General features: G+C 73.1%; 23 protein-coding genes. 14 read left to right on the forward strand and 9 right to left on the reverse strand.

The window, feature by feature from the left end; all coding sequences use genetic code 11:
* Nucleotides 1-8 precede the first annotated feature (8 nt).
* The 3 genes from EES41_RS19020 (at nt 9) to EES41_RS19030 (ending at nt 3,388) form a co-directional block, all read left to right on the forward strand.
* Nucleotides 9-1,490 carry a dihydrolipoamide acetyltransferase family protein gene (locus EES41_RS19020; protein ID WP_123079608.1) on the forward strand — a complete coding sequence of 494 codons (1,482 nt, stop codon included), beginning with the start codon at nt 9-11 and terminating at the stop codon, nt 1,488-1,490.
* A gap of 146 nt (nt 1,491-1,636) precedes the next feature.
* Nucleotides 1,637-2,575: a GNAT family N-acetyltransferase gene (locus EES41_RS19025; RefSeq protein ID WP_123079609.1), complete on the forward strand. Its 939-nt coding sequence runs from the start codon at nt 1,637-1,639 to the stop codon at nt 2,573-2,575.
* 42 nt (nt 2,576-2,617) lie between these two features.
* A complete protein-coding gene (locus tag EES41_RS19030) occupies nt 2,618-3,388 on the forward strand; it encodes a hypothetical protein (RefSeq protein ID WP_123079610.1) in 771 nt (256 codons plus the stop codon).
* A 21-nt stretch (nt 3,389-3,409) separates the two neighbouring features.
* Here the strand turns inward: EES41_RS19030 and EES41_RS19035 are convergent, their stop codons facing one another.
* The 3 genes from EES41_RS19035 to EES41_RS19045 all read right to left on the reverse strand — a co-directional run bounded on the left by EES41_RS19035 (nt 3,410) and on the right by EES41_RS19045 (nt 6,021).
* Nucleotides 3,410-3,826, reverse strand: a complete 417-nt coding sequence (locus EES41_RS19035; RefSeq protein WP_250568345.1) for a PPOX class F420-dependent oxidoreductase — start codon at nt 3,824-3,826, stop codon at nt 3,410-3,412.
* A gap of 85 nt (nt 3,827-3,911) precedes the next feature.
* A complete protein-coding gene (locus EES41_RS19040) occupies nt 3,912-5,141 on the reverse strand; it encodes a DUF1266 domain-containing protein (protein ID WP_123079612.1) in 1,230 nt (409 codons plus the stop codon).
* Nucleotides 5,142-5,259: 118 nt separating this feature from the next.
* Nucleotides 5,260-6,021 (reverse strand): SDR family NAD(P)-dependent oxidoreductase, encoded by a 762-nt coding sequence (locus EES41_RS19045; protein ID WP_008740046.1) that lies wholly within the window; start codon nt 6,019-6,021, stop codon nt 5,260-5,262.
* A gap of 294 nt (nt 6,022-6,315) precedes the next feature.
* On the opposite strand from EES41_RS19045, the gene EES41_RS19050 reads away from it, so the two are divergent.
* The 4 genes from EES41_RS19050 (at nt 6,316) to EES41_RS19065 (ending at nt 10,620) form a co-directional block, all read left to right on the forward strand.
* The gene (locus EES41_RS19050; protein ID WP_123079613.1) at nt 6,316-8,205 is read left to right on the forward strand and encodes a C1 family peptidase; all 1,890 of its coding nucleotides are present in this window, start codon (nt 6,316-6,318) and stop codon (nt 8,203-8,205) included.
* 20 nt (nt 8,206-8,225) lie between these two features.
* Complete coding sequence (locus EES41_RS19055) at nt 8,226-8,528, forward strand: protease inhibitor I42 family protein (protein WP_123079614.1); 303 nt, start codon at nt 8,226-8,228, stop codon at nt 8,526-8,528.
* Between the two features lie 71 nt (nt 8,529-8,599).
* The gene (locus EES41_RS19060) at nt 8,600-9,259 is read left to right on the forward strand and encodes a GntR family transcriptional regulator (RefSeq protein WP_123079615.1); all 660 of its coding nucleotides are present in this window, start codon (nt 8,600-8,602) and stop codon (nt 9,257-9,259) included.
* On the forward strand, nt 9,256-10,620 hold the full coding sequence (locus EES41_RS19065) for a nitrate/nitrite transporter (protein WP_123079616.1): 1,365 nt from the start codon (nt 9,256-9,258) through the stop codon (nt 10,618-10,620). Before EES41_RS19060 ends, EES41_RS19065 begins: the two co-directional genes overlap by 4 nt.
* Here the strand turns inward: EES41_RS19065 and EES41_RS19070 are convergent.
* Nucleotides 10,595-11,419, reverse strand: a complete 825-nt coding sequence (locus EES41_RS19070) for a maleylpyruvate isomerase family mycothiol-dependent enzyme (protein ID WP_123079617.1) — start codon at nt 11,417-11,419, stop codon at nt 10,595-10,597. The genes EES41_RS19065 and EES41_RS19070 overlap by 26 nt on opposite strands.
* Before the next feature lie 137 nt (nt 11,420-11,556).
* Between EES41_RS19070 and EES41_RS19075 the strand changes: the two genes are divergently transcribed.
* The 4 genes from EES41_RS19075 (at nt 11,557) to EES41_RS19090 (ending at nt 14,249) form a co-directional block, all read left to right on the forward strand.
* The gene (locus EES41_RS19075; RefSeq protein WP_123079618.1) at nt 11,557-12,336 is read left to right on the forward strand and encodes a carbon-nitrogen family hydrolase; all 780 of its coding nucleotides are present in this window, start codon (nt 11,557-11,559) and stop codon (nt 12,334-12,336) included.
* 125 nt (nt 12,337-12,461) lie between these two features.
* Nucleotides 12,462-12,773: a hypothetical protein gene (locus EES41_RS19080; RefSeq protein WP_254211497.1), complete on the forward strand. Its 312-nt coding sequence runs from the start codon at nt 12,462-12,464 to the stop codon at nt 12,771-12,773.
* Between the two features lie 114 nt (nt 12,774-12,887).
* Complete coding sequence (locus tag EES41_RS19085; RefSeq protein WP_123079619.1) at nt 12,888-13,694, forward strand: hypothetical protein; 807 nt, start codon at nt 12,888-12,890, stop codon at nt 13,692-13,694.
* Between the two features lie 30 nt (nt 13,695-13,724).
* Nucleotides 13,725-14,249: a DUF4240 domain-containing protein gene (locus EES41_RS19090; protein ID WP_123079620.1), complete on the forward strand. Its 525-nt coding sequence runs from the start codon at nt 13,725-13,727 to the stop codon at nt 14,247-14,249.
* A 22-nt stretch (nt 14,250-14,271) separates the two neighbouring features.
* Here EES41_RS19090 and EES41_RS19095 read toward each other — a convergent pair whose 3' ends face one another.
* A complete protein-coding gene (locus EES41_RS19095; RefSeq protein WP_123079621.1) occupies nt 14,272-14,826 on the reverse strand; it encodes a Uma2 family endonuclease in 555 nt (184 codons plus the stop codon).
* 102 nt (nt 14,827-14,928) lie between these two features.
* Between EES41_RS19095 and EES41_RS19100 the strand changes: the two genes are divergently transcribed.
* Nucleotides 14,929-16,752: an NHL domain-containing thioredoxin family protein gene (locus EES41_RS19100; RefSeq protein WP_123079622.1), complete on the forward strand. Its 1,824-nt coding sequence runs from the start codon at nt 14,929-14,931 to the stop codon at nt 16,750-16,752.
* Nucleotides 16,753-16,783: 31 nt separating this feature from the next.
* On the opposite strand, the gene EES41_RS19105 is transcribed toward EES41_RS19100, so the two are convergent.
* The 4 genes from EES41_RS19105 to EES41_RS19120 all read right to left on the reverse strand — a co-directional run bounded on the left by EES41_RS19105 (nt 16,784) and on the right by EES41_RS19120 (nt 21,362).
* A complete protein-coding gene (locus tag EES41_RS19105) occupies nt 16,784-17,059 on the reverse strand; it encodes a hypothetical protein (protein ID WP_123079623.1) in 276 nt (91 codons plus the stop codon).
* A gap of 206 nt (nt 17,060-17,265) precedes the next feature.
* Complete coding sequence (locus EES41_RS19110; RefSeq protein WP_008740066.1) at nt 17,266-18,558, reverse strand: M18 family aminopeptidase; 1,293 nt, start codon at nt 18,556-18,558, stop codon at nt 17,266-17,268.
* A gap of 102 nt (nt 18,559-18,660) precedes the next feature.
* Nucleotides 18,661-19,398 carry a hypothetical protein gene (locus tag EES41_RS19115; protein WP_123079624.1) on the reverse strand — a complete coding sequence of 246 codons (738 nt, stop codon included), beginning with the start codon at nt 19,396-19,398 and terminating at the stop codon, nt 18,661-18,663.
* 137 nt (nt 19,399-19,535) lie between these two features.
* Nucleotides 19,536-21,362: an acyl-CoA dehydrogenase gene (locus tag EES41_RS19120; protein ID WP_123079625.1), complete on the reverse strand. Its 1,827-nt coding sequence runs from the start codon at nt 21,360-21,362 to the stop codon at nt 19,536-19,538.
* A 186-nt stretch (nt 21,363-21,548) separates the two neighbouring features.
* On the opposite strand from EES41_RS19120, the gene EES41_RS19125 reads away from it, so the two are divergent.
* Both EES41_RS19125 and EES41_RS19130 read left to right on the forward strand, forming a co-directional pair.
* Nucleotides 21,549-22,013: an SseB family protein gene (locus EES41_RS19125; protein WP_008740070.1), complete on the forward strand. Its 465-nt coding sequence runs from the start codon at nt 21,549-21,551 to the stop codon at nt 22,011-22,013.
* A gap of 162 nt (nt 22,014-22,175) precedes the next feature.
* Entirely contained in the window at nt 22,176-23,138 is a 963-nt protein-coding gene (locus EES41_RS19130) for a pirin family protein (protein ID WP_123079626.1), read from the forward strand.
* Nucleotides 23,139-23,143 lie beyond the last annotated feature (5 nt).

Below are 23,143 nucleotides of genomic sequence, written 5' to 3' on the forward strand. Positions count from 1 at the left end.
CCACGTTCATGACCATCCGCGAATTCAAGATGCCCGACGTGGGCGAGGGCCTCACCGAGGCCGAGATCCTCAAGTGGTTCGTCCAGCCGGGTGACACGGTCACCGACGGGCAGGTCGTGTGCGAGGTCGAGACGGCGAAGGCGGCCGTCGAGCTGCCGATCCCCTTCGACGGCGTCGTGCACGCGCTGCTCTTCGAGGAGGGCACCACGGTCGATGTCGGCCAGGTGATCATCTCCGTCCAGACCGGTCCCTCCGGCGAGGCGGCCGCGGCCGAGGTGCCCGCCACGGTCACCGCCACCGCCACCGCCCCCGCCCCCGCCCCCGCCCCCGCCCCCGCCCCCGCTCCGGCGCAGGTCGAGGAGCCGGCCGTCGCCGCGCGTCAGCCCGTACTGGTGGGCTACGGCGTGTCCCAGGCCTCCACGAAGCGCCGTCCCCGCAAGGCGGCCGGTGACGTGGCCACGCAGAACGGCACGGCGGCCCCGGCCGTCGTTCCCGCGCAGCCCGTGGCCGCGGCCACGCAGAACGGCACGGCCGCCCCGGCCGCCGCCGGCGCGGCCCGCGCACTGGCCAAGCCGCCGGTGCGCAAGCTCGCCAAGGACCTCGGCATCGACCTGGCCACGGTCGTCCCCACCGGGGACGGCGGCGTCGTGACCCGCGAGGACGTGCACGCCGCGGCCGCCGCGGCGATCGTCCCGCAGGTGGCGGCCCCGGTCGTCGCGGCCCCCGCGCCGGTCCAGGCTCCGGCCGAGGTCCCGGCCGAGGTCCCGGCCGAGGTCCCGGCCGCGACCGGGCGCGAGACCCGCATCCCGGTCAAGGGCGTCCGCAAGGTCACCGCGCAGGCCATGGTCGGCTCCGCCTTCACCGCCCCGCACGTCACCGAGTTCATCACCTTCGACGTGACCCGGACGATGAAGCTGGTCCAGGAGCTCAAGGAAGACCCGGACCTCGCCGGTCTGCGGATCAACCCGCTGCTCCTGATCGCCAAGGCGGTCCTGGTGGCCATCCGCCGCAACCCGGACGTCAACGCGTCCTGGGACGAGGCGGCCCAGGAGATCGTGCTCAAGCACTACGTCAACCTGGGCATCGCCGCGGCGACCCCGCGCGGCCTGATCGTCCCGAACATCAAGGACGCCCACGCCAAGACGCTGCGCGAGCTGTCCGAGTCCCTGTCGGGTCTGGTCGCCACCGCCCGTGACGGCAAGACCTCCCCGGCGGACATGCAGAACGGCACCCTCACCCTCACCAACGTCGGCGTCTTCGGCGTCGACACCGGTACGCCGATCCTGAACCCGGGCGAGTCCGCGATCCTGGCGGTCGGCGCGATCAAGCTCCAGCCGTGGGTCCACAAGGGCAAGGTCAAGCCGCGCCAGGTCACCACCCTGGCGTTGTCCTTCGACCACCGTCTGATCGACGGCGAGCTCGGCTCCCGCTTCCTGGCCGACATCGCGGCCGTCCTGGAGCACCCGCGCCGCCTGGTCACCTGGGCCTAGCCCCCGGTACGACGGCACGCGCCGCGCCGATGGCCGGTCTCCCCACCCGGGAGGCCGGCCATCGGCCGTGAGCGGGACCCGCGCACACGGCGGCGGGCCGGCCGAAACTCCTGGCCAGGGGGGTTGCCCCGTGTGATCATCAGCGCATGATCTTCCGCTGTGCGGCCGCAGACCCCGCCGACCTCGACCGTGCCCTCGCCTACGAGGGCGACGAGCCCGTAGAGGCGCTCACCGCCGAGGCGATCCGCGAGGAACTCGCGGAGAACCGGTTCCGGCCCGAGTGGATCTGGTTCGCCGAGGACGAGGAGGGCGAGATCCTCGCCCGCGCCCTGTGGTGGGGCCGCACCGACAGCGAGCGGCCCGTCGCGCTCGACTGCCTCCAGGTCCGCGCCGGCGCCCCGGACCCCGGCGCGCTCGCCGCCGGGCTGCTCGCCGCCGGGCACGAGGCCTTCGGGACCCTGCCGCTCTACAACGTCTCGCTGCCCGGCGACTGGCGGACCCGCCCCGAGTTCGCCGCCGCCCTCGCGTGGCGGCAGGAGGCCGCGTACGCGGCGGGCCTGACGCGGGAGATCGAGCGGCTGCGCTACGAGTGGACCCCGGCCGCCGGCACCGCCGAGCCCACCGGGCGGCTCGTCTTCCGCGAGGCCACCGACGAGGAGTTCCTCGACGCGTTCGTCCGGCTGTCGCAGGGCAGCCTCGACGTGGCCACGCAGAACGAACTCCGCTCGGTGGACGCGGAGGAACTGGCCCGCGAGGACATGGAGTTCTACCTCGACTGCCCCGGCGAGCGCTCCTGGTGGCGGCTCGCCCACCTCCCGGACGGCACCCTCGCCGGCCTGGCGATCCCCTCCGCGACCCCCTACCACCGCAACGTCGGGTACCTCGGCGTCGTCCCGGAGCAGCGCGGCAAGGGCCTGATCGACGAGGTGCTCGCCGAGATCACCCGCTTCCACGCGGCCGCCGGCGCCCAGCGCATCACCGCGACCACGGACACCGTGAACGCCCCGATGGCCGCCGCCTTCGACCGCGCGGGCTACGAGGTCACGCAGATCCGCCTGGTCCTGGAGCGGCCGTCGCAGGCCTGAAGCGCGCGCGGTAGCCTCCTGCCCGGAGAGAGGGGGCCGGGGTTGCCCATCGCCGAGTTGCAGGTGTGCTCCGTCGAGGAGGCCGACGTCACGGGCGGGGTGTGCATCGTCCGCGTCATCGGCGGGACCGCCCGCGCCGGGCAGGTGTACGTCGCAGGCGGCCTCCGGCTCGGCCTGACCCGGATAGAGACGTGCGGGCGCACGGCGGAGTTCGTCGACCCCCCGCACGCGGCGCGCGCCCACCTCACCGGGCCGATGGTCGCGCTGCTCACCCGGGGGCAGGTGCTGACGGCCGTACCGCCCGCCGGGCACGCCCTGGAGGACCTGGAGGCCTGGCTGGCCACCGACCCCCCGCTGCGGGAGGAGCCGCTCCCGCCGGCCCTGCGCAGCCTGGCCGCGGGGCGGATGCAGGACGACGCGCTGCCGGACGGTACCCGGCTGCGCTGGGGCCGGGTGGCGCTGGCCGCGACCCGGCGCGGCGCCACGGCGACCGGCGCGGACCCGCTGGTGCGGGGCGCGGAGCTGGCCGCCGTACGGGGCTACCTGATCGACCGGTTCGGCCCGGGCCCGGACGCCGGCGGGGACCCGGCCGCGCTGTGCCGGGAGCTGCTGGCCCTGATCGACCTGACGCCGGCGGAGGCGGCCGCGGCGGCCCGCACCTGGCGGGACCTGCCGCGGGACCGCATCCGGCACCTGCGGCGCATCAAGAACCTGCTGCCCTGGATGGCCCTGGTGCGCCCGCACCTGGCGGACGGCGACCCGCTCGCCCGGGCGGTCGACGCCTGGACGGCCGTCCGCCCGCGGCTTCCCTAGAACCCGGCCCCAGCCCCAGCCCTAGCCCGCCTTCGTCGCGTTGCCGAGCACCTTGTCCGGGGTGATGCGCGCGATCACCCGTACGTTCTCCGCCGGGGCGTTCGCGTACTCCTCGCCGCCGCCCGGGCCCAGGTACTTCTCGGCGATGCGGACGGTGACGGCCCGGCCGGCGTCCTCGGTCAGGGTGGCGGTGCCGCGAATCTCCACGTAGAGGAAGGGGTTGGCCAGGTCGAAGACGGTCAGGCCGGCCCGCCCGTCCCGCAGGAGGTTGCGCTCCTTGCGGCGGCCGCGCTCGGTGGACACCAGCAGGTCGGTGCCCTCGCGGATCACCCAGACCACCGAACTCTGCGGCCCGCCGTCGGGGTTGAGGGTGGTGAGGACCGCCGGGTGCGGGGCGTCCAGAAGCTTGCGCACGGTGTCGTTCATCTCAACAGTCATGAGCAGCAGGCTAGTTGCCCCGTACGGCCGGTACCGGGCCTTTTCCGCGCGGGGTCCGACTACGCGAGGTCCGGGGGAGAGTTCGTCAGGTCCGCGACCACGGGAGGTTCAGCCAGGGGCTGCCGGGGTCGGTCATCAGCTCCCGGTGCGTGGTGACCATGTCCCCGTACCAGTGCCCGAACTCCTCCTCGTCGAAGTGCAGGCAGCGCCCCAGGACGAACCCGGCGGACAGGTCCTCCCAGGACCGGTACGCCAGCCGGCAGGCCTCTCCGGCGCGGACCACGGCGTCCTCGGTCTCCGCGAGCGTCCCGAACCGGGCGCCGAGGCCCCAGCGGGCCATCTGGGAGGCCCGCCCGTAGTCCCAGGCCTCCACGGAGCGCACGAACCGGCCCTCGCCGAGCAGTCCGTCGGCCCGGAACCGCTGCTCGTAGCGGGCGATCCGGCCGATCAGCCGCCGTACGCCCGCGATCTCCCCCTCCACCTCGGCGGCCGGCCGGGGCGCGGCCGTCGTGACGCCCTCGGGGGTGAGCCGCGGTTCGGCGGCCCTGCGGGCGCCGGCGCGCAGGCTGTACTCGGCCGCGTGCCGCCAGTGCTCCGTGTCCACCGCGCCCGCGAAGTCCTGGGCGAGGGAGCGGCGCACGCGCAGCGCGTACTCCCACACGGGGCTGACCATCTCGGCGCCGAGCAGCCGCCGGGTGGTGTCCAGCCAGTCCTCGCGGGTGGTGACGCCCCACCACTTGTCGAGCTTCTCGCGCTCCCTCGTGTAGCCGTCGCCGTGGTAGGCGAGGGAGTTCCAGAACATCCCGCCCCGGACGGAGAGGTGCGCGCCGCAGGCCAGCCCGAAGGCGACGGGACCGTGCAGGGGGCCGCCGACGTGGAGGGCGTGCACCTTGTCCGTCTCCAGGCCCGCGTAGCGCGGCTTGTTGCGGTAGTGGGCGTCCCAGGTGGCGCGGTGGGCGGGCGAGGCGGGCAGGAACACCTCGAAGGGGGTCCCGGGGTTGACCGCCAGGTACGCCGCGCCGTCGGCCGGGACGTGGTCGGCGAACCAGGCCAGGTCCTGGCGCTCGAAGACCAGCTCGGGCGTGGGGACGGGCAGCATCCCGGCGGTGAACACGGCGTACGCCCGCGCGCGGACCTGCGGGAAGTAGGCGGGCTCCAGGCGCAGCCGGGTGGGGTGCGCGTCCTGGTAGGCGCGGGACTGCGGGACGAACAGCTCGGCGAGGGCGAGGGCGTCGAGGAAGGCGGGCCAGTTCCCCGCCGCCCTGGCATCGTCCAGCTGTCGTTCTACGGCGCTCGGCGCGGTCCAGGTCCCCATGCGGAAACCCTAGCCGGGCCCCTCGGGCGGGCGCCCGGCCCCCGCCTACGGCCGGGCGCCCGGCCGGGGAAGGTCCGGCCGGGCGCCCCGGTGCGTACCGAGCAGCGGGCGGGCGGCGTTACGCGGTGACGCCGCCGTCGGCGACCAGGTCGTGGCCGACGACGAAGCCCGCCTCCTCCGAGGCCAGCCACAGCACCGCGGCGACGACCTCGTCCGTGCTGCCGACGCGGCCGAGCGGGACGACGCCGGCGAGGCGCTCGGCGCGGGCGGCCTCGTCCTCGCCCGGGCGGAAGGACATCGTGGTGTCGGTGGCGCCCGGGCTCACCGAGTTGATGCGGATGCCGTCCTTGATGTGGTCGAGGGCGGCGATGCGGGTCAGCGTGCTGACGGCGGCCTTGGAGGTGGCGTAGGCGGCCAGGCCCGGACGGCGGCCGTGGTAGCCGATGTTGGAGGAGGTGTTGACGATGACGCCGCCGCCGTTGGCCCGCATGTGGACGATCTCCTGCTGCATCGCGTGGAGCGTGCCGTTCAGGTTCACGTCGAAGGTCTTCTTCCAGGTGTCCAGGTCGATGTCGCCGACCGGGCTGGGCTTGGTGAAGATGCCGGCGTTGTTGTGCGCGATGTGCAGCGCGCCGTGCTCGCGCACCACCGTCTCGACCAGAGCGGCCATGTCCTCGGGCTTGCTGACGTCGGCGGTGACGGCGCTCGCCTTGCCGCCCTCCTCCTCGATCAGCCGGACGGTCTCGGCGATCGACTCGGGGCGGACCCCGGAGGCCACGACGGTGGCACCCTCACGGGCGAAGGCCAGGGCGCTGGCCCGGCCGATGCCCGCGCCGGCGCCGGTGACCAGTACGACCTTGTCCGCGAAACGGTTCGTCATGTCGGGAACTCCTCAATCAATGAATGGTGTGGCGGTGTGGGGGTTGGAGCGGTGCGCAGGTGGAGCGACCGGCCGTCCCGCTCCCGTCCCCGCAGCCTCACACGGCGCCCCGGGCCGCCGCGAAGCCCGCCGGGGGACTTCGTCAGAGCCGGGAGACTTCGTCAGGTACGGGGGCGGCCGTACGACCCCCGTGCCACCGCGCGACCGCCCGGACCCCCTTGACGGGCCCCGGCGGCAGGTGGACGCTCCCGGGTCTCGCTCGCATCCGTACGGGCGATCGCGCATGGGGGGCCAATGCCACAGGAGTACGTCCGGACGGCGGGGGAGCTGCGGGCACGGCTCGCGCGGCAGCGGGCGAGGTGGTCGGTCAGCGAGCACCTCGCGGACGACGATCCCCTCCCGCGCCCCTCGCTGGGCCTGGAGCCGGGGGCGAACCTGACGGCGGCGAGCGAGGTGGGGCCGGTCGACCTGCGGGGGCTGATCGGGCGGGCCAGCGGCAATCCGCACCTCACCCGGCGCAGGGCGGCGCACGGGCTGCTGCCCGCCGCCGAGGGGGTGGCGGGGACGGCGCGGCCGGCCGCCGTGGACTGGCGCGGCCGCTGGGGCTGGCCCTGGATCACCAAGGTGAAGGACCAGAACCCCTGCGGCTCCTGCTGGGCGTTCGGCGCGGCCGGCCTCGTGGAGTCGATGGCCCGCATCGAGCACGACGTCTGGGCGCGGCGCTCCGAGGGCGACGTCCACGACGGCCTGCGGTTCAGCTGCGGCCAGGGCAGCAACCCCGAGACGGCGCTGGACTGGATCCGGACCAACGGCGGTCTCGCCGACCCGGACTGCTGGCCCTACGGCACGCCGCCCGCGGGGCTGCCCGCCGACCGGCGCGACGCCTGGCGCGCCGAGTACACGCCGAGCTGGGACCGGTCCGGGCGGACCGTCCGGATCACCGACTACGTCCGGCTGGGCGACGTGGAGCAGCAGAAGGTGTGGCTGGACACCGTCGGCCCGCTGACCGCCTGCTTCGACGTCTACGACGACTTCTTCGCCCTGGGCTCCGGGGTCTACCACCGGACCGACGACCGGCTCGCGGGCGGCCACTGCGTGCTGGTCGTCGGCTACGACGACGCGGCGGGCTGCTGGCTGTTCAAGAACTCCTGGGGGACGGGCTACCACGTCGGCGGCTTCGGCCGGATCGGGTACGGCGAGGTCAACATCGACCACTGGGCCAAGTGCGGTCTGCACGGCACCAACATCGACCCGTGGACCAAGCGACGGCTGCACGCGGGCAGCGTCTACGAGAGCGGCAACGGCCGCGCCCACCGCAACTTCGAGATGTCCGCGACGGCCGGCGGGGGCCGGCTGCGGCACTGGTGGCGCGAGGGTGACGCGCCCTTCGCGTGGGCCCGCGCGGCCGCCTACGCGACGGACGCGTCCGGGCAGCCGGCCTTCACCGGGAGCACGTACAACCGGAACATGGAGTCCCTGCACGTGACCACGGACGGGCGGCTGCGGCACTGGTACTACGAGCAGTCCGGCGGCGCCTGGCGCGACGGCGGGGTCTTCGGCCCGGGGGACGCGGCGATCGGCTCGACCCCGGCGTTCATCCAGAGCGACTACGGCAAGCCGGGCAACTTCGAGGTGGTCGTCCGGACCGCCGACGGCCGGCTGAACCACTGGTGGCGGATCAACGGCGCCCCCTGGACCTGGAACGACGGCGGCCGGTTCGGGTCCGGCATCGCCCACTACGGGCCCGCGCTCGTCCAGACCCGCTCCCGCCACCTCGACCTCGTCGCCACCCGCACGGACGGGCGGATGCAGCTGTGGTGGCGGGACGACCCGAACGGCTTCGCCTGGCGCGCCGGGGAGGTCTTCGGCAGCGGGATCACCTCCGCGCCCTGCCTGATCGAGGGGCAGTACGGGGCCGCGGACGAGGACACCGCCGGGAACTACGAGCTGTGCGCGGTCGCCGGCGACGGGCGGATCGAGCACTGGTGGCGCGGGAACGCGGGCGGCTCGCCCTGGCAGCGGAGCGCGGTCTTCGGGCACGACGCGCTCGCCGTCACCGGGATGCTCCAGGGCAGTTTCGGGTTCAACCTGGAGGTCATCGTCCTGCGCACGGACCGCCGCCTCCAGCACTGGTGGCGGGACGGCGAGGGCTGGCACGAGGGGCCGGTGATCGGCCCCGCCTGAGGAGGGAAGGGGCCGTACGGATGGAGGTGCGGGAGGTCGCGCTGCGGGCGGGTGAGGGGTACGAACTGCGGCTCACCGGACGCGGGGCGCGCGGGTACGTGTGGACCTGGCAGGTGAGCGGTGACGCCGACGCGGTCGCGGTGGCCGAGGGCGGCGCGGCCCCGGCCGGGGCCGCGCCGGGCGCGCCGGTGGAGCGGACGTACGTGGTCCGGGGCCGCCGTCCGGGCGGGCGGGCCAGGATCCGCTTCGCGCAGGTCCGGCCGCCCTACCCGCAGGAGGCCCCGTACGACGAGTTCGTCCTGGACGTGCGGGTGACGTCCTAGGGCGTGTCGCGCGGCGTCCGGATGGTGGACCGGGGTCCCGGACGCACCCCTGTTGTATCTATCCTGTGCGCATGCCATCCCCCGCCGCGGCGCAGAGCGCCCCCACCGCCGCCGAACGCGTCTACGCCCACGTCAAGCGGGGCGTCCTCGACCGCCGCTACGAAGGCGGCGTCCTCCTCACCGAGGGCGAACTCGCCGAGGCCGTCGGGGTGTCCCGCACTCCGGTGCGCGAAGCGCTGCTGCGTCTGGAGACCGAGGGACTGCTGAAGCTGTACCCGAAGAAGGGCGCGCTGGTCCTGCCGGTCTCCGCGCAGGAGATCGCCGATGTGATCGAAACCCGGCTGCTGGTCGAGGAGTTCACGGTGCGCAGGGCCGTGCCCGCGCCGCCCGGCCTGCTGGACCGGCTCGCCGCCCTGGTCGAGGAGCAGCGCCGGCACGCCGCCGCGGGCGACCTCGCCGCCGTGATGGCCGCCGACCGGGGCTTCCACGCGGAGATCGTGCGCGGCGCCGGAAACCAGATCCTGTGCCGCCTCTACGACCAGCTCCGCGACCGCCAGCTGCGGATGGGCGTGGCGCTGCTGCACGCGCACCCCGACCGGATCGAACGGTCGTTGACCGAGCACACCGAGATCCTGGACGCGCTGCGCGCCGGGGACGCGGAGACGGCGGCCGCCGCGGTACGGGCGCACGTGGGCCGGGTCGAGGCGCTGGTGCGGGGGACGGCCCGATGAGCCGGGCGGCGGGCGCGGCGGCGGGCGCGGCGGCGGCCGCGCCGAAGGATCCCGAGGGCGGGCGGACGGCCGTGGCCGTCTGGTCGATCGGCGTCTGCGTCTACTTCGTCGCGGTGATCTTCCGTACCAGCCTGGGCGTGGCCGGACTGGAGGCGGCGGACCGCTTCCACGTGAACGCCTCGGCGCTGGCCACGTTCTCCCTGCTCCAACTGCTGGTCTACGCCGGGATGCAGATACCCGTCGGCCTGATGGTGGACCGGCTCGGCACGAAGAAGGTGCTGACGCTGGGCGCGGTGCTGTTCACCGCCGGCCAGATCGGCTTCGCGCTGTCCCCGACGTACGGGATGGCGCTGGCGGCCCGCGCCCTGCTGGGCTGTGGTGACGCGATGACCTTCATCTCGGTGCTCCGGCTGGGCACCCGGTGGTTCCCGGCCCGGCGGGCCCCGGTGATGGCGCAGCTGGCCGGGCTGGTCGGGATGGCGGGCAACCTGGTCTCGACGCTGGTCCTGGCGCCCGTACTGCACGGGGCCGGCTGGGTACCGGCATTCGCCGGGAGCGCGGTCGCGGGGCTGGTGGTGCTGGTGCCTCTGACGCTGTTCCTGCGGGACCAGCCCGAGGGCCACGAGCCGGCCCCCCGGCCGCGCGGCACGGGCGGGTTCGTACGCCGCCAGATCGCGGAGTCCTGGCGGGAGCCGGGCACCCGGCTGGGGCTGTGGGTGCACTTCACGACGCAGTTCCCGGCGATGGTGTTCCTGCTGCTGTGGGGCATGCCCTTCCTGGTCGAGGCGCAGGGGCTGTCGCGGACCGCGGCCGGCGGGCTGCTGACGCTCGTGGTGGTCTCGCACATGTGCTGCGGCCTGCTCTACGGGCAGCTGGTGGGCCGCCGGCAGTCGGCGCGGCTGCCGCTGGCGCTGGGCACGGTCGCCCTGACGGCCCTGCTGTGGGCCTCGGTGCTGCTCTACCCGGGGGACCGCGCCCCGATGGGGCTGCTGGTCGCGCTGTGCGTGGTGCTGGGGACCTGCGGTCCGGCGTCGATGATCGGCTTCGACTTCGCCCGCCCGGCGAATCCGGCGGAGCGTCAAGGGACGGCCTCCGGGATCACCAACATGGGCGGTTTCATCGCCACGATGACGACGCTGCTGGCGGTGGGGCTGCTGCTCGACGCGACCGGTGACGACTACCGGGTGGCGTTCTCCTCGGTGTTCGTCCTGCAAGCGCTGGGCACCGCCCGGATCCTGCGGCTGCGGGGCCGCGCCCTCGCCCGCGAACGGGGACACCTGGGCGCGCTGCGGACCGGCGGCACCGCCACGAGCGGGGCGGGGCTCAGCCGGACCGCTACGGGGTCACGGCGAAGTGCGTGAGGATCGCCTCGGCGAGCGCGGGGTCGCCCTCGGCCTTCACCCGGTCGGCCACGACGCGCGGCCGGACCCGGCCCGCCGCCAGCCGGACGTACGTCTCCCAGTCCATGGTCAGCGTCACCGCCGGGCCGAGGGAGGGCGCCATGTCCAGGGTTCCGCGCCCCTGCGCGTCGACCCGTACCGTCCGCATGAACTCCACCGGGCCGTGCACGTCCAGGACGACCGCCGAGTTCGCCGGGGCGCCGGCCCGCTTGGCGACCACCTTCGCCAGCCCTTCCAGCAGCACGTCCCGCGCGATGAACGCCCCCGGCGCGTCCCAGTTCCCCGGTGCGCCCAGCGCGGCCCGCAGGTCCTGCTCGTGCACCCACACGTCATAGGCCCGCAGCCGCAGCGCGTGCTCCAGGGTCACCTGCTCGCCCAGCGGCCCGCGCACCATCGTGGCCGGATCCCGCTTCTCGCCCCGCAACTGCCGCGCGCGCCGGATGACGGTGTACTCCAGCTCCGAGGTCATCTCGGGCGCGGTGTGGTGCCGGCGGACGTCAACCTGCACCTCCATGTAGCGGGTGAACTCGTCCACCACGTGCCGCAGGTCCCGGGGCAGCGTGTGGATCGGCCGGGGGTCGCCGAGCTGTTCACACTCGATGCCGATGATGTGTGACACCACGTCACGGACGGACCAGCCGGGGCAGGGGGTCGCCCGGTTCCACTCGCCCTCGGGGAGGGGGAGGACCAGCTCGGATATCGCCTCGATGGAATGGGTCCACGCGTCGGCATAGGGCTGAAGGCTGGGATGGACGGTCAACGGGACCCCTCGCGTGCTGTTCAGTGGCGCGTTGTGGACTGTTCCCAAAACTACGCTGCCGGTGAGCACCCCGGCAGTGCTTTCGTGTGACGATCGTAGGCCCGAGTTGACATCCCTCTTGCCAGGACGGTGGTAGTGTGCGCGCCTCGCTGATTCAAATCGCGGTGAACGAAGGGGAGTCGGTGGCCTCCCGGCGCTCCCGCGTCGCCGACCTCGTACGGGAGCAGTCCGCTTCCGACCTCGTCGTGCTGCCCGAGCTGTGGACGGTGGGCGCCTTCGCCTACGAGCAGTTCGAGACCGAGGCGGAGCCGCTGGACGGCCCGACCTGCCAGGAGATGGCCCGGGCCGCGCGCGACGCCGGGGTGTGGCTGCACGCGGGCTCGTTCGTGGAGCGCGCGGGCGACGGCTCCCTCTACAACACCGCCCTCGTGCTCTCCCCGGAGGGCGAACTGGCGGCGACCTACCGCAAGATCCACCGGTTCGGCTTCGACCAGGGCGAGGCGGTGCTGATGTCGCCCGGCGACACCCTGACGACGGTGGCCCTGCCGGAGCAGACCCTGGGCCTGGCCACCTGCTACGACCTGCGCTTCCCGGAGCTGTTCCGGGGCCTGGTGGACGCCGGGGCGACCACGATGGTGGTGGCCGCGGGCTGGCCGGCCCGGCGGCTGGCCCACTGGACCCTGCTCAGCCGCGCGCGGGCGGTGGAGGACCAGTCGTACGTCCTGTCCTGCGGGCTGGCGGGCACCCACGCGGGCGTCGAGCAGGCCGGGCACAGCCTCGTGGTCGACCCCTGGGGCGAGATCCTCGCGCAGGCGGGCCCGGGCGAGGACGTCCTGACGGTGGAGCTGGACCCGGGCAAGGTCGCCGAGACCCGGGAGCAGTTCCCGGCGCTGAAGGACCGCCGGCTGCGGCGCTGAGAAGGGTGTCCGGGCCCCGGGTTGGGACCGGCGCCGCCGGGTACACGAAGGGCCGCGGCCGACCGGGCCGTGGGGCCGGGAGACCGTCACGGCCCCGGGGCCGTGACGAGGGAAGCGGGTACGCCGTGAGCGAGGAGACCGAGGTCGCGGTGGCGGCCGCCCTGGAGCCGCACGAGCCGCTGGCCGGGGAGATCGCGGCCCGGGAGCGGGTGCGTGGCGAAGCCGCCGGCCTGACGCACCACCAGAGCGCGCGGGCCCTGGAGGCGGCCCTGGCGGAGGCCGGCGACCTGGCCTCGGCCGACGCGTCCGTCCGGGCGGCGGTCGCGGAGTGGCAGCGCATCACCGACCTGCTCTTCGACCACGGCGGCCCGTACGCGCCGGAGACGGACGCCTACGTCCAGGGCCAGCTCACGGCCCGGGAACACCACCGGGGCTGAGGTCCTCGCGCTCCGTCTCCTTCTCCTTCTCCTTCTCCGTCATCCGGATCACGCGCATTTTGTTCCGTACGAGGTATTTCATGCGCTGATCGCTGCCCGCGATAGGTTGCGGCCATGCCTCTCCTCTACGTGACCGACCTGGCCTACCCGGCGCGCGGCCGCCGCTACGGCGACGAGGACATATTCCTCACGTCCCGGCTGCGCGAGCACTTCGGCCTCGCCCTGTGCCACCCCCGGGACGCCCGGGCCATGCTGGCGCTGGGCTTCGACGCCGTCGTCGTCCGCAACAGCGGCCCGGTCCTGCACTACCAGCAGGACCACGACGCCTTCCGCGCCGCCGCGCTCGCCGCCGGGACCCGCGTCTACAACCCGCTCACGGGGCGCGGCGACATGGCGGGCAAGCAGTACCTGCTCGACCTGACGGCCGCCGGCTACCCGGTGATCCCGACGGTGGACGACCCGGCCGACCTCGGACTGCTCCCGTCGGTCCCCACGTACGCGGTCAAGCCCAAGCGGGGCGCGGACTCCATCGGCCTCACCCTCACCGACCGCCCGCAGGGGGCGGCCGGGGAGATCCTGATCCAGCCGCGCGTCGACTTCGCGTACGAGGTGTCCTTCTACTTCGTCGACGACGCCTTCCAGTACGCGCTGTACGCTCCGGACCCGGCCCGCCGCTGGGAGCTGACCCCGTACGAGCCCACGCCCGCCGACCTGGACTTCGCCCGCGCCTTCATCGGGTGGAACACCCTCGCGCACGGCATCCAGCGCGTGGACGCCTGCCGGGCGCCGTCGGGCGAGCTGCTGCTGGTGGAGCTGGAGGACCTGAACCCGTACCTGTCCCTGGACCTGGTCGCGCCGGAAGTCCGCGACGCCTTCGTCACGGCCCTCGCGCAGTCCCTGTTCGCCTTCCTGAAGGCCTGATGTCAGACCGGGGTGCCAGGCTCTGCACCCATGGACAAGCAGACGTTCTGGAAGCTGATCGAGACGGCGCGCGCGGACGCGGCAGCCGATGAGGTGGCGGCGCGGGCGGCCGTGCTCCTCGCGCTGCGACCGGAGCGGGAGATAGCCGCCGCCCAGCAGGTGTTGTGGGACCTGCTGGCGGAGTCGTACAGCGCCCCGCTCTGGGCCGCCGCCTACGTGATCAACGGGGGCTGCTCCGACGACGGCTTCGACTACTTCCGCGGCTGGCTCCTCACCCAGGGCGAGGCGGCCTTCACCGCCGCCCTGGCGGACCCGGACTCCCTCGCCGATCACCCGGCGGTCCGCGAGGCCGCCACCGAGGGCGTGGAGCTGTGGGACGAGTCGGCCCTCTCGATCGCCTGGACGGCCCACGAGGCCGCCACGGGCCGCGAACTCCCGGCCGACTCCTTCACGATCAGCTACCCGGAGCTGGACCCGGCCTGGTCCTTCGACTTCGACGACGCCGCGGAGACCGCCGCCCGCCTCCCGCGCCTGAGCGCCCTGTTCGACGCCTAGGGCCTGTCTTTCGGATCAGGCCCTAGAGTCCGCTGGTGTCGAGGTCGATCCCGAAGGGCTCCGGAAGCCGGACCGGAGTCCCGAAGGGGTGCGGCCCGTCGACCTCGGTGTAGCCGAGCCGCCCGGGCCCGGCGAACAGGGTGACGGTCTTGTCCATGCGGTCGACCAGCAGGTAGAGGGGGGCGCCGTACTCGGCGTACCGCTTGCGCTTGACCACCCGGTCGGTGTCGGCGTTCGACTCCGACGTCACCTCGACGATCAGGAGGGTCTGGTCGGGGAGCAGCGCCCCGCCACCGTCCGCGAGCTCATCGGGGACCACGGCGATGTCCGGTACGTACCAGTTCGGCGACTTGGGCAGATCGAGATTTCCCGAACCCTCGACACAGTCGAGCTCATCCACCCGCGCCTCGATCTGGCGGCGGATGAGCTTCGCCGCCCGCTCATGGGCCCAACTCGGTGTCACGGTGCTGATGACCCCTTCGACGATCTCCGTGCGGTCCCCGCTGTGGTGCTGGATGGCGTACTTCAGGGCGTGCTCGGGGTCGATGCCGGAGCTGTAGTCGTGCGCGGTGGTCATACCGGGCGCCTCCTTCGCTGCCTGGGGCCAGCGTCCCACGGGGCCGCGCGCCGCGTCGTCACCCCTGCGGGTGCATATGCCGGGGGGTGGCACCCTTGAGCCATGACTTCTGCCGCGTCCGCACCCCGACGTGCCCGTGTCCGTGCCCCCGAGCTGATCGGCGAGGGGGGCTGGCTCAATACGGGCGGGAAGGATCTGACCCTCGCCGACCTGCGAGGACGGATCGTCATCCTGGACTTCTGGACCTTCTGCTGCATCAACTGCCTGCACGTCCTCGACGAGCTGCGCGAGCTGGAGGAGAAGCACCGCGACACCGTCGTGATCATCGGTGTGCACTCCCCGAAGTTCGTGCACGAGGCCGAGCACGCGGCCGTCGTCGACGCCGTCGAGCGGTACGAGGTGCACCACCCGGTGCTGGACGACCCGAAGCTCGCGACCTGGAAGCAGTACGCCGTACGGGCCTGGCCGACGCTCGTCGTGATCGACCCCGAGGGCTACATCGTCGCGCAGCACGCCGGTGAGGGGCACGCCCACGCCCTCGCGCGGCTCGTGGCGGAGCTGGAGGCCGAGCACGAGACCAAGGGGACCCTGCGGCGCGGGGACGGGCCGTACGTGGCGCCCGAGGCGGTCGCGACCGACCTGCGGTTCCCCGGGAAGGCGCTCCTGCTGCCGTCCGGGAACTTCCTGGTGTCGGACTCGACCCGGCACCAGCTGGTGGAGCTCACCGCCGACGCGGAGAGCGTCGTACGCCGTGTCGGCAGCGGAGAGCGCGGCTTCGGGCCGGACGCCTTCAGCGAGCCGCAGGGGCTGGCGCTGCTGCCCGACGGCTCCGTCGTCGTCGCCGACACCGTCAACCACGCGCTGCGCCGCTTCGACCCGGCCACCGGCTCCGTCGAGACCGTCGCCGGGACCGGGCGGCAGTGGTGGCAGGGCTCGCCGACCTCCGGCCCCGCGCTGGAGGTCGACCTGTCCTCGCCGTGGGACGTGGCCTGGTGGCAGGGCAAGGTGTGGATCGCCATGGCCGGCGTGCACCAGCTGTGGACCTGGGACCCGCGGACGCGGACCGTGGAGGTCGCCGCCGGCACCACGAACGAGGGCCTGGTGGACGGGCCCGCCGCCGAGGCCTGGTTCGCGCAGCCGTCCGGGCTCGCGGCCACCGAGGACCGGCTGTGGGTCGCCGACCCCGAGACCAGCGCCCTGCGGTACCTCGAAGCGGCCCCCGACGGCGAGGGCTACCTCGTCACCTCCGCCGTCGGCACCGGGCTCTTCGACTTCGGCCACCGCGACGGCGACGCGGGCCAGGCGCTGCTCCAGCACCCGCTCGGGGTGACCGCCCTGCCCGACGGCTCGGTCGCGGTGTGCGACACGTACAACCACGCGCTGCGCCGCTTCGACCCGGCGACCGGCCAGGTCACCACGCTCGCCACCGATCTGCGCGAGCCCAGCGACGCGGTGCTCGCCGGGAACGACATCGTCGTCGTCGAGTCGGCCCGGCACCGGCTGACCCGGCTGCGGCTGCCCGAGGAGGCGGTCCGGGTCGACGCGGTCGCGCATCGCACGCAGCGCGCCGCCACCGAGGTCGCCGCGGGCACGCTCCGCCTCGACGTGGTGTTCCAGGCGCCGAGCGGCCAGAAGCTCGACACCCGGTACGGGCCCTCGACGCGGCTGCTGGTTTCCTCGACGCCGCCGGAACTGCTGCTGGGCGGGGAGGGCGCCGGGACGGACCTGTTCCGCGAGCTGGCGCTCAACCCGGAGCTCACCGGGGGCGTGCTGCACGTCTCCGCGATGGCGGCGTCCTGCGACGACGACCCGGACAACGAGTACCCGGCCTGCCACGTCCACCAGCAGGACTGGGGCGTCCCGGTGACGGTGACCGCCTCCGGCGCGACCCGGCTCCCGCTGGTCCTCGCCGGCATGGACGGCTAGGACCAGCGCGGAAGGGACGGCCGACAGGGGCCTAGTGGGCGGCGCGGCAGGCGCCGCTCGCCACGTTCGCGGAGATGCCGACCGCCGTCAGGCTCGCGGCGCAGCTGGTCTGATTGCCGATCGAACCCTCGTAACAGGCCTGGCCGACGCCGGCCGTCCCCTTCTTGCCGTGCTGCGCGACGTACTGCTCGCAGTCCTGGACGCTGGCGGGGGCGGCGGCGGTGGCGGCCGGGGCGGCGATGACGATGCCGCCGGTGGCGAGGACCAGAGCGGCCAGGATGCCGGGGATACGGGCCGACGGACGCATGCGGATGCACCTGCTCTCACGGTCGGTCACGCGGTCCGCGGGTGCGCCGGACCGCGGGCGGGGGCGACGCGGAGCCGGCACTGCGGGGGGCGGCCGGCTCGCGCTGCGCTCACCCTCGCCCTTCCGACGCTAGAGCACCCCACCGGCCCCCGCACCCCACCGGCCCCCGCACCCCGCCCGCGCCGCACGCCCGGCGGCGCCGGCCGTCAGCCCCGCAGGAACGCCACCAGCGCGTTCGCCAGCAGGTACGGGTCGTCCGCCCCGCACAGCTCCCGGGCGCTGTGCATCGAGAGGATCGCCACGCCGATGTCCACGGTGTGGATCCCGTGCCGGGCCGCCGTGATCGGGCCGATCGTGGTCCCGCACGGCATCGAGTTGTTGGAGACGAACGTCTGCCACGGCACCCCGGCCCGCTCGCAGGCGGCCGCGAACACCGCGCGCCCGGTGCCGTCCGTCGCGTACCGCTGGTTGACGTTGACCTTCAGGATCGGGCCGCCGTTGGCGCGCGGGTGGTGCGTCGGGTCGTGCCGCTCCGGGTAGTTGGGGTGCACGGCGTGCCCGGTGTCGGAGGACAGGCAGATGGTGCCGGCGAAGGCCCGCGCGCGGTCCTCGTACGAGCCGCCGCGCGAGAAGACTGAACGTTCCAGCACGTTCCCCAGGAGCGGCCCGTCCGCCCCGGTGTCGGACTGCGAGCCGTTCTCCTCGTGGTCGAACGCCGCCAGCACCGGGATGTACTCCAGGCCCTCGGAGGCCGAGACGGCCGCCAGCGCCGCGATGCCCGCGTGCACCGACACCAGGTTGTCCATCCGCGGTCCGGCCACCAGCTCGCGGTCCCGCCCCAGGTACGACGGCGGCTCGATGGAGTGCACCATCAGGTCCCAGCCGGCCACCGAGCCCTGCGGCAGGCCCTCTTCCTCCTCCAGGAACGCGATCAGGTCGCCCTCCTGTACCTCGCCCAGACCCCAGATCGGCTGCATGTGCCGCTGCTTGTCGAGCTTCAGGCCGTCGGAGTTCGCCGACCGGTCCAGGTGCACGGCGAGTTGGGGCACGCGCAGCAGCGCGCGGTCCACGTTCACCAGGCGCTCGGTGCCGTCGCGCAGGGTCAGCCGCCCGGCCAGCCCCAGGTCCCGGTCCAGCCAGGTGTTGAGCAGGGTGCCGCCGTAGACCTCGACGGCGATCTGCCGCCAGCCCTGCGAGCCCGTGTCGGGAAGCGGCTTCACGCGCAGGTTGGGGGAGTCGGTGTGCGCGCCGACGATGCGGAACGGGGTGTGCGCGCGGGCGCCTTCCGGCACGTACCACGCGATGAGCGCGCCCCCGCGGAGGACGAACTTGCCACCGGTCCCCGCGTCCCAGGCGTCCGTTTCCGACAACTGCCTGAAGCCTGCCTTTTCCAGCCGCTCGGCCGCATTGGCCACGGCGTGGTACGGCGACGGACTGGCCGCCAGAAAGGTCATCAGATCGTCGGTGTGGCCGCGGTCGAAGCGGGCGGGAGAGCTCATGTGGTTCACCTTAACGACGGTCGTGTTCGCCATGGCCGGACTGCGGCGGATAGCCCAGGGTCGGGGCCGCGTGCGGGGTCCGGCCCCGCGGGCCCCTCGCTCTCAGCCCGGCGGACGCTCGAATCTGCGCTGCAACTGACGGCGCTCGCCCCGCTTGATGCGCGGGAGCATCTCGGGGGTCTGCGCCGGGCGCTGCGCGCGCCTTTTGCGTCCGGCGCAGAAGATACAGCCCTCACCGGGAGGCGCGTCCGGGTCGATGGGGGCGCCGGGGTGTTCGGAGCAGCCGGAGGGGTTGCGCGGCCGGGACAGTTCGCGGGCCACGATGAACGCGCGGTGCAGGTCGTCCGCGATCCGGACGAAGTCCTCGGCGGGGGAGGAGATGCTCAGGTGGAAGCGGCGGTCCTCGACGGTGCGCAGCTGTGCCCGCAGCACCTCGTGCGTGTACGGGGGCTCCGGGACGGGGTAGCCCAGCCTGCGCTGCTCCCCGGCGGGCGGGGCGGCGGCCGCCGGGCGGCCGCCCCGGGAGCGCAGGCCGAGGCGGCGGCGGTCGTTGCAGATCAGGCAGCGGCCCCAGCCGTCGGGGGCCTCGGGGTCCAGGGCGCCGTTGGGGTGCTCGGGGCAGCCGGTGTAGCTCTTGGCGGGAGCGAGCCCGGCGGCGGTCTGGAACGCGGTGTAGAGGGCGTCGGCGATGCCCTCGTACTCGGCGGGGTGGGAGCCGTCGTACAGCTCCCGCAGGTGGTCGCCGAGGCTGCCCAGGCCCGCCTGCAGCTCCTTGAGGGCGTACGGCCGCCCGGTGGGGACGGAGTACCCCCTGCTGCCGTGCTGATCCTGTGGACTCATGCTACGAGCGTGCCATGAACGACCGACAAGACGGGAACGCGGCGGCCCCGCGGCCCGGAGCCACAACGCGGCGGCGGCCGGACCCCCCCGTACGGAGGTCCGGCCGCCGGCGTGCGTGACGGGCTGGGCGGTGCGGCCTAGAAGGCGGCCTCGTCGAGCTCCATCAGGGAGTTGTCGACCGACTCGGCGAGCGCGCGGGCGACCGAGACGTTCGGCAGGACCTGGGACGCGAAGAACTTCGCGGCGGCGATCTTGCCGGTGTAGAAGGGCACGTCCTTCGCGGAGGCGGTGGCCAGCTTCTCGGCGGCCACGGCCGCGCCCTTGAGCAGCAGGTAACCGACGACCACGTCGCCGGACGCCATCAGCAGGCGGGTGGTGTTCTGACCGACCTTGTAGATGTTCTTGACGTCCTCGCCGGTGGCGGTGAGGTCGACGATCATCTGGCCGACGATGGCCTCCAGGTCCACGGCGGCCTTGGCGAGCGCGTCGCGGGCGCCGGCCAGCTCCTCGCCGCCGACGGCCTCGGCCAGGAACTTCTTGATCGTCTCGGAGAGGACGTTCAGCGAGGCACCCTGGTCGCGGACGATCTTCCGGAAGAAGAAGTCCTGGCCCTGGATCGCCGTGGTGCCCTCGTAGAGGGTGTCGATCTTGGCGTCCCGGATGTACTGCTCGATCGGGTATTCCTGGAGGTAACCGGAACCGCCGAAGGTCTGCAGCGACTGGGCGAGCTGCTCGTACGAGCGCTCCGAGCCGTAGCCCTTCACGATCGGCAGGAGCAGGTCGTTCAGGCCGATCTCGGCGGAGGCGTCCTCGCCCGCGGCCTGCTTGAGCTGGATCTCGTCCTGGACGGAGGCGGTGTACAGCACGAGGGCGCGCATGCCCTCGGCGTAGGCCTTCTGCGTCATGAGCGAGCGGCGCACGTCGGGGTGGTGCGTGATGGTGACCTTGGGCGCGGTCTTGTCCATGAAGTTGGCCAGGTCCGGGCCCTGCACGCGCTCCTTGGCGTACTCCAGCGCGTTGAGGTAGCCGGTGGAGAGCGTGGCGATGGCCTTCGTGCCGACCATCATGCGGGCGAACTCGATGATCATGAACATCTGGCGGATGCCGTCGTGCTTGTCACCGATCAGCCAGCCCTTGGCGGGGTGCTGGTCGCCGAAGGTCATCTCGCACGTGTTGGAGGCCTTGAGGCCCATCTTGTGCTCGACGTTCGTCGCGTACACGCCGTTGCGCTCGCCCAGCTCGCCGGTCTCCCAGTCGAAGTGGAACTTCGGGACGAGGAAGAGGGACAGGCCCTTGGTGCCCGGGCCGTGGCCCTCGGGGCGCGCGAGGACGTAGTGGAGGATGTTCTCCTCCATGTCGTGCTCACCGGAGGTGATGAAGCGCTTCACGCCCTCGATGTGCCAGGAGCCGTCGGCCTGCTGGACGGCCTTGGTGCGGCCGGCGCCGACGTCCGAACCGGCGTCCGGCTCGGTCAGCACCATGGTGGAGCCCCAGCGCTTCTCGACCGCGATCTCGGCGACCTTCTTCTGTGCCTCGTTGCCCTCTTCGTAGAGGATGCCGGCGAACGCCGGGCCGGAGGAGTACATCCAGACGGCCGGGTTCGCACCGAGGATCGTCTCGGCGAACGCCCAGATCAGGGAGCGGGGCGAGGTGGTGCCGCCGATCTCTTCGGGCAGGCCCAGGCGCCAGTACTCGGAGTCCATGAAGGCCTTGTAGCTCTTCTTGAAGGACGCCGGGACGGGCGCGGTGTTCGTGGCCGGGTCGAAGACCGGCGGGGTGCGGTCGGCGTCCTCGAAGGAGGCGGCCAGCTCGTTCTCCGAGAGCTTGGTCATCTCGCTGAGGATCGTCTTGGCGGTCTCGGTGTCCATCTCACCGAACGGGCCGGTGCCGTACAGCTTGTCGCGGCCGAGCACCTCGAAGAGGTTGAACTCGATGTCGCGGAGATTCGACTTGTAGTGCCCCATGGCGACGGCTCCGTTAAGGCTCGGGGAGACAGGGTTCCTCGTACATACCAATCGGTAATGTCATGATGCTACCCGTCGGTAATAAGACGCAACCCCTCACCGGCGACTGTGACCAGCGTCAAGCGCGGCCGGAAGTGGCCGGAACGCGTGCCCGGGGGCCCGGGGCCGCTCGGTAGGCTTCGCCCCATGTACGGCTACGACCAGAACGTGAGCGCGGGGCAGCAGCAGCAGTACGCCGCCCCGCAGCAGATGGCCGGCGGGTACGGCGAGCAGCCGCTCTACCCCGAGCCCTCGCCGCCGTCGCTCGCCGACGCGGTGCGGGCCTTCACGACCGGGTCGCTGTCCGCCGAGGACTTCCAGCAGATCTTCGCGACGTCGAAGGTCTACTGCCCGCGTGGCGATACGCCCGGCTTCCTCGCGCTGCACAACACGCAGCAGCCGGTGATCCCGATGTTCACCACGCTGAAGGAACTCCGCCGGTACGCCGGCAAGGAGTCCAAGTACTTCGTGATCACGGGCGCCGAGGTGATCGACCTGCTCCCGACCGGGTACGGGTTCGTCCTCGACATGGAGGGCGACCACCGGATGGTGTTCGACGCGAAGGCGGTCGAGCAGATGGTCGACTACGCCATGCGCCGGATGTACGGCTAGACGTTCGGCGCCGAGCCGCATGAGCCCGCCCCCGCCGCTTCCTTCAGCGGCGGGGGCGGGCTTCTTCGTGCGGGCGGGAATGACATCGCGGGGCGCGCTGTTCTGAGGGGTGGCAGAAAGTTCGGGTTTCAACTAAACTCGACGCAGAAGGAGGTTCCGACCATGCCTGCAGTGACTGTGGAGAACCCGTTGACGCTCCCCCGCGTCGCGGAACCGGCCCAGGAGACCGCCGCCCGCAAGGTGCTGGCCGTCACGACCGCCCCCGGTGGTTTCGAGGGCGAGGGATTCCCGGTGCGCCGCGCGTTCGCCGGGATCAACTACCAGTACCTCGACCCGTTCATCATGATGGACCAGATGGGCGAGGTGGACTACGCGCCGGGCGAGCCCAAGGGAACCCCGTGGCACCCGCACCGGGGCTTCGAGACCGTCACGTACCTGATCGACGGAACCTTCGTCCACCAGGACAGCAACGGCGGCGGCGGCGTCATCAACGGCGGCGACACCCAGTGGATGACCGCCGGCTCGGGCCTCCTGCACATAGAGGCCCCGCCGGAGTCCCTCGTCGTCAGCGGCGGGCTCTTCCACGGCCTCCAGCTGTGGGTGAACCTCCCCGCCTCCGACAAGATGATGCCCCCGCGCTACCAGGACATCGGCGGCGGCAAGGTCCAGCTGCTGTCCACCCCCGACGGCGGCGCCCTGCTCCGGGTCATCGCCGGCGAGCTGGACGGGCACGAGGGCCCCGGCATCACCCACACGCCGATCACGATGATCCACGCGACCGTCACACCGGGCGCACAGGTCACCCTGCCGTGGCGCGAGGACTTCAACGCCCTCGTCTACGTCATGGCCGGGCGCGGCAGCGTCGGCGGCGACCGGCGGCCGATCCACACCGGCCAGACGGCGGTGTTCGGCGAGGGCGGTTCGCTGACCGTCCGCGCGGACGAGTCGCAGGACTCCAACGCCCCGGACCTGGAGGTCATCGTCCTCGGCGGCCGCCCGATCCGGGAGCCGATGGCGCACTACGGGCCGTTCGTGATGAACAGCCGGCACGAACTCCAGCAGGCCTTCGACGACTTCCAGGCCGGCAAGCTCGGGACCATCCCGACGACGGAGCGGAAGAAGTAGGGGCG

This window comes from Streptomyces sp. ADI95-16, assembly GCF_003721495.1.
In the GTDB taxonomy this organism is placed as follows: Bacteria; Actinomycetota; Actinomycetes; order Streptomycetales; family Streptomycetaceae; genus Streptomyces; species Streptomyces goshikiensis.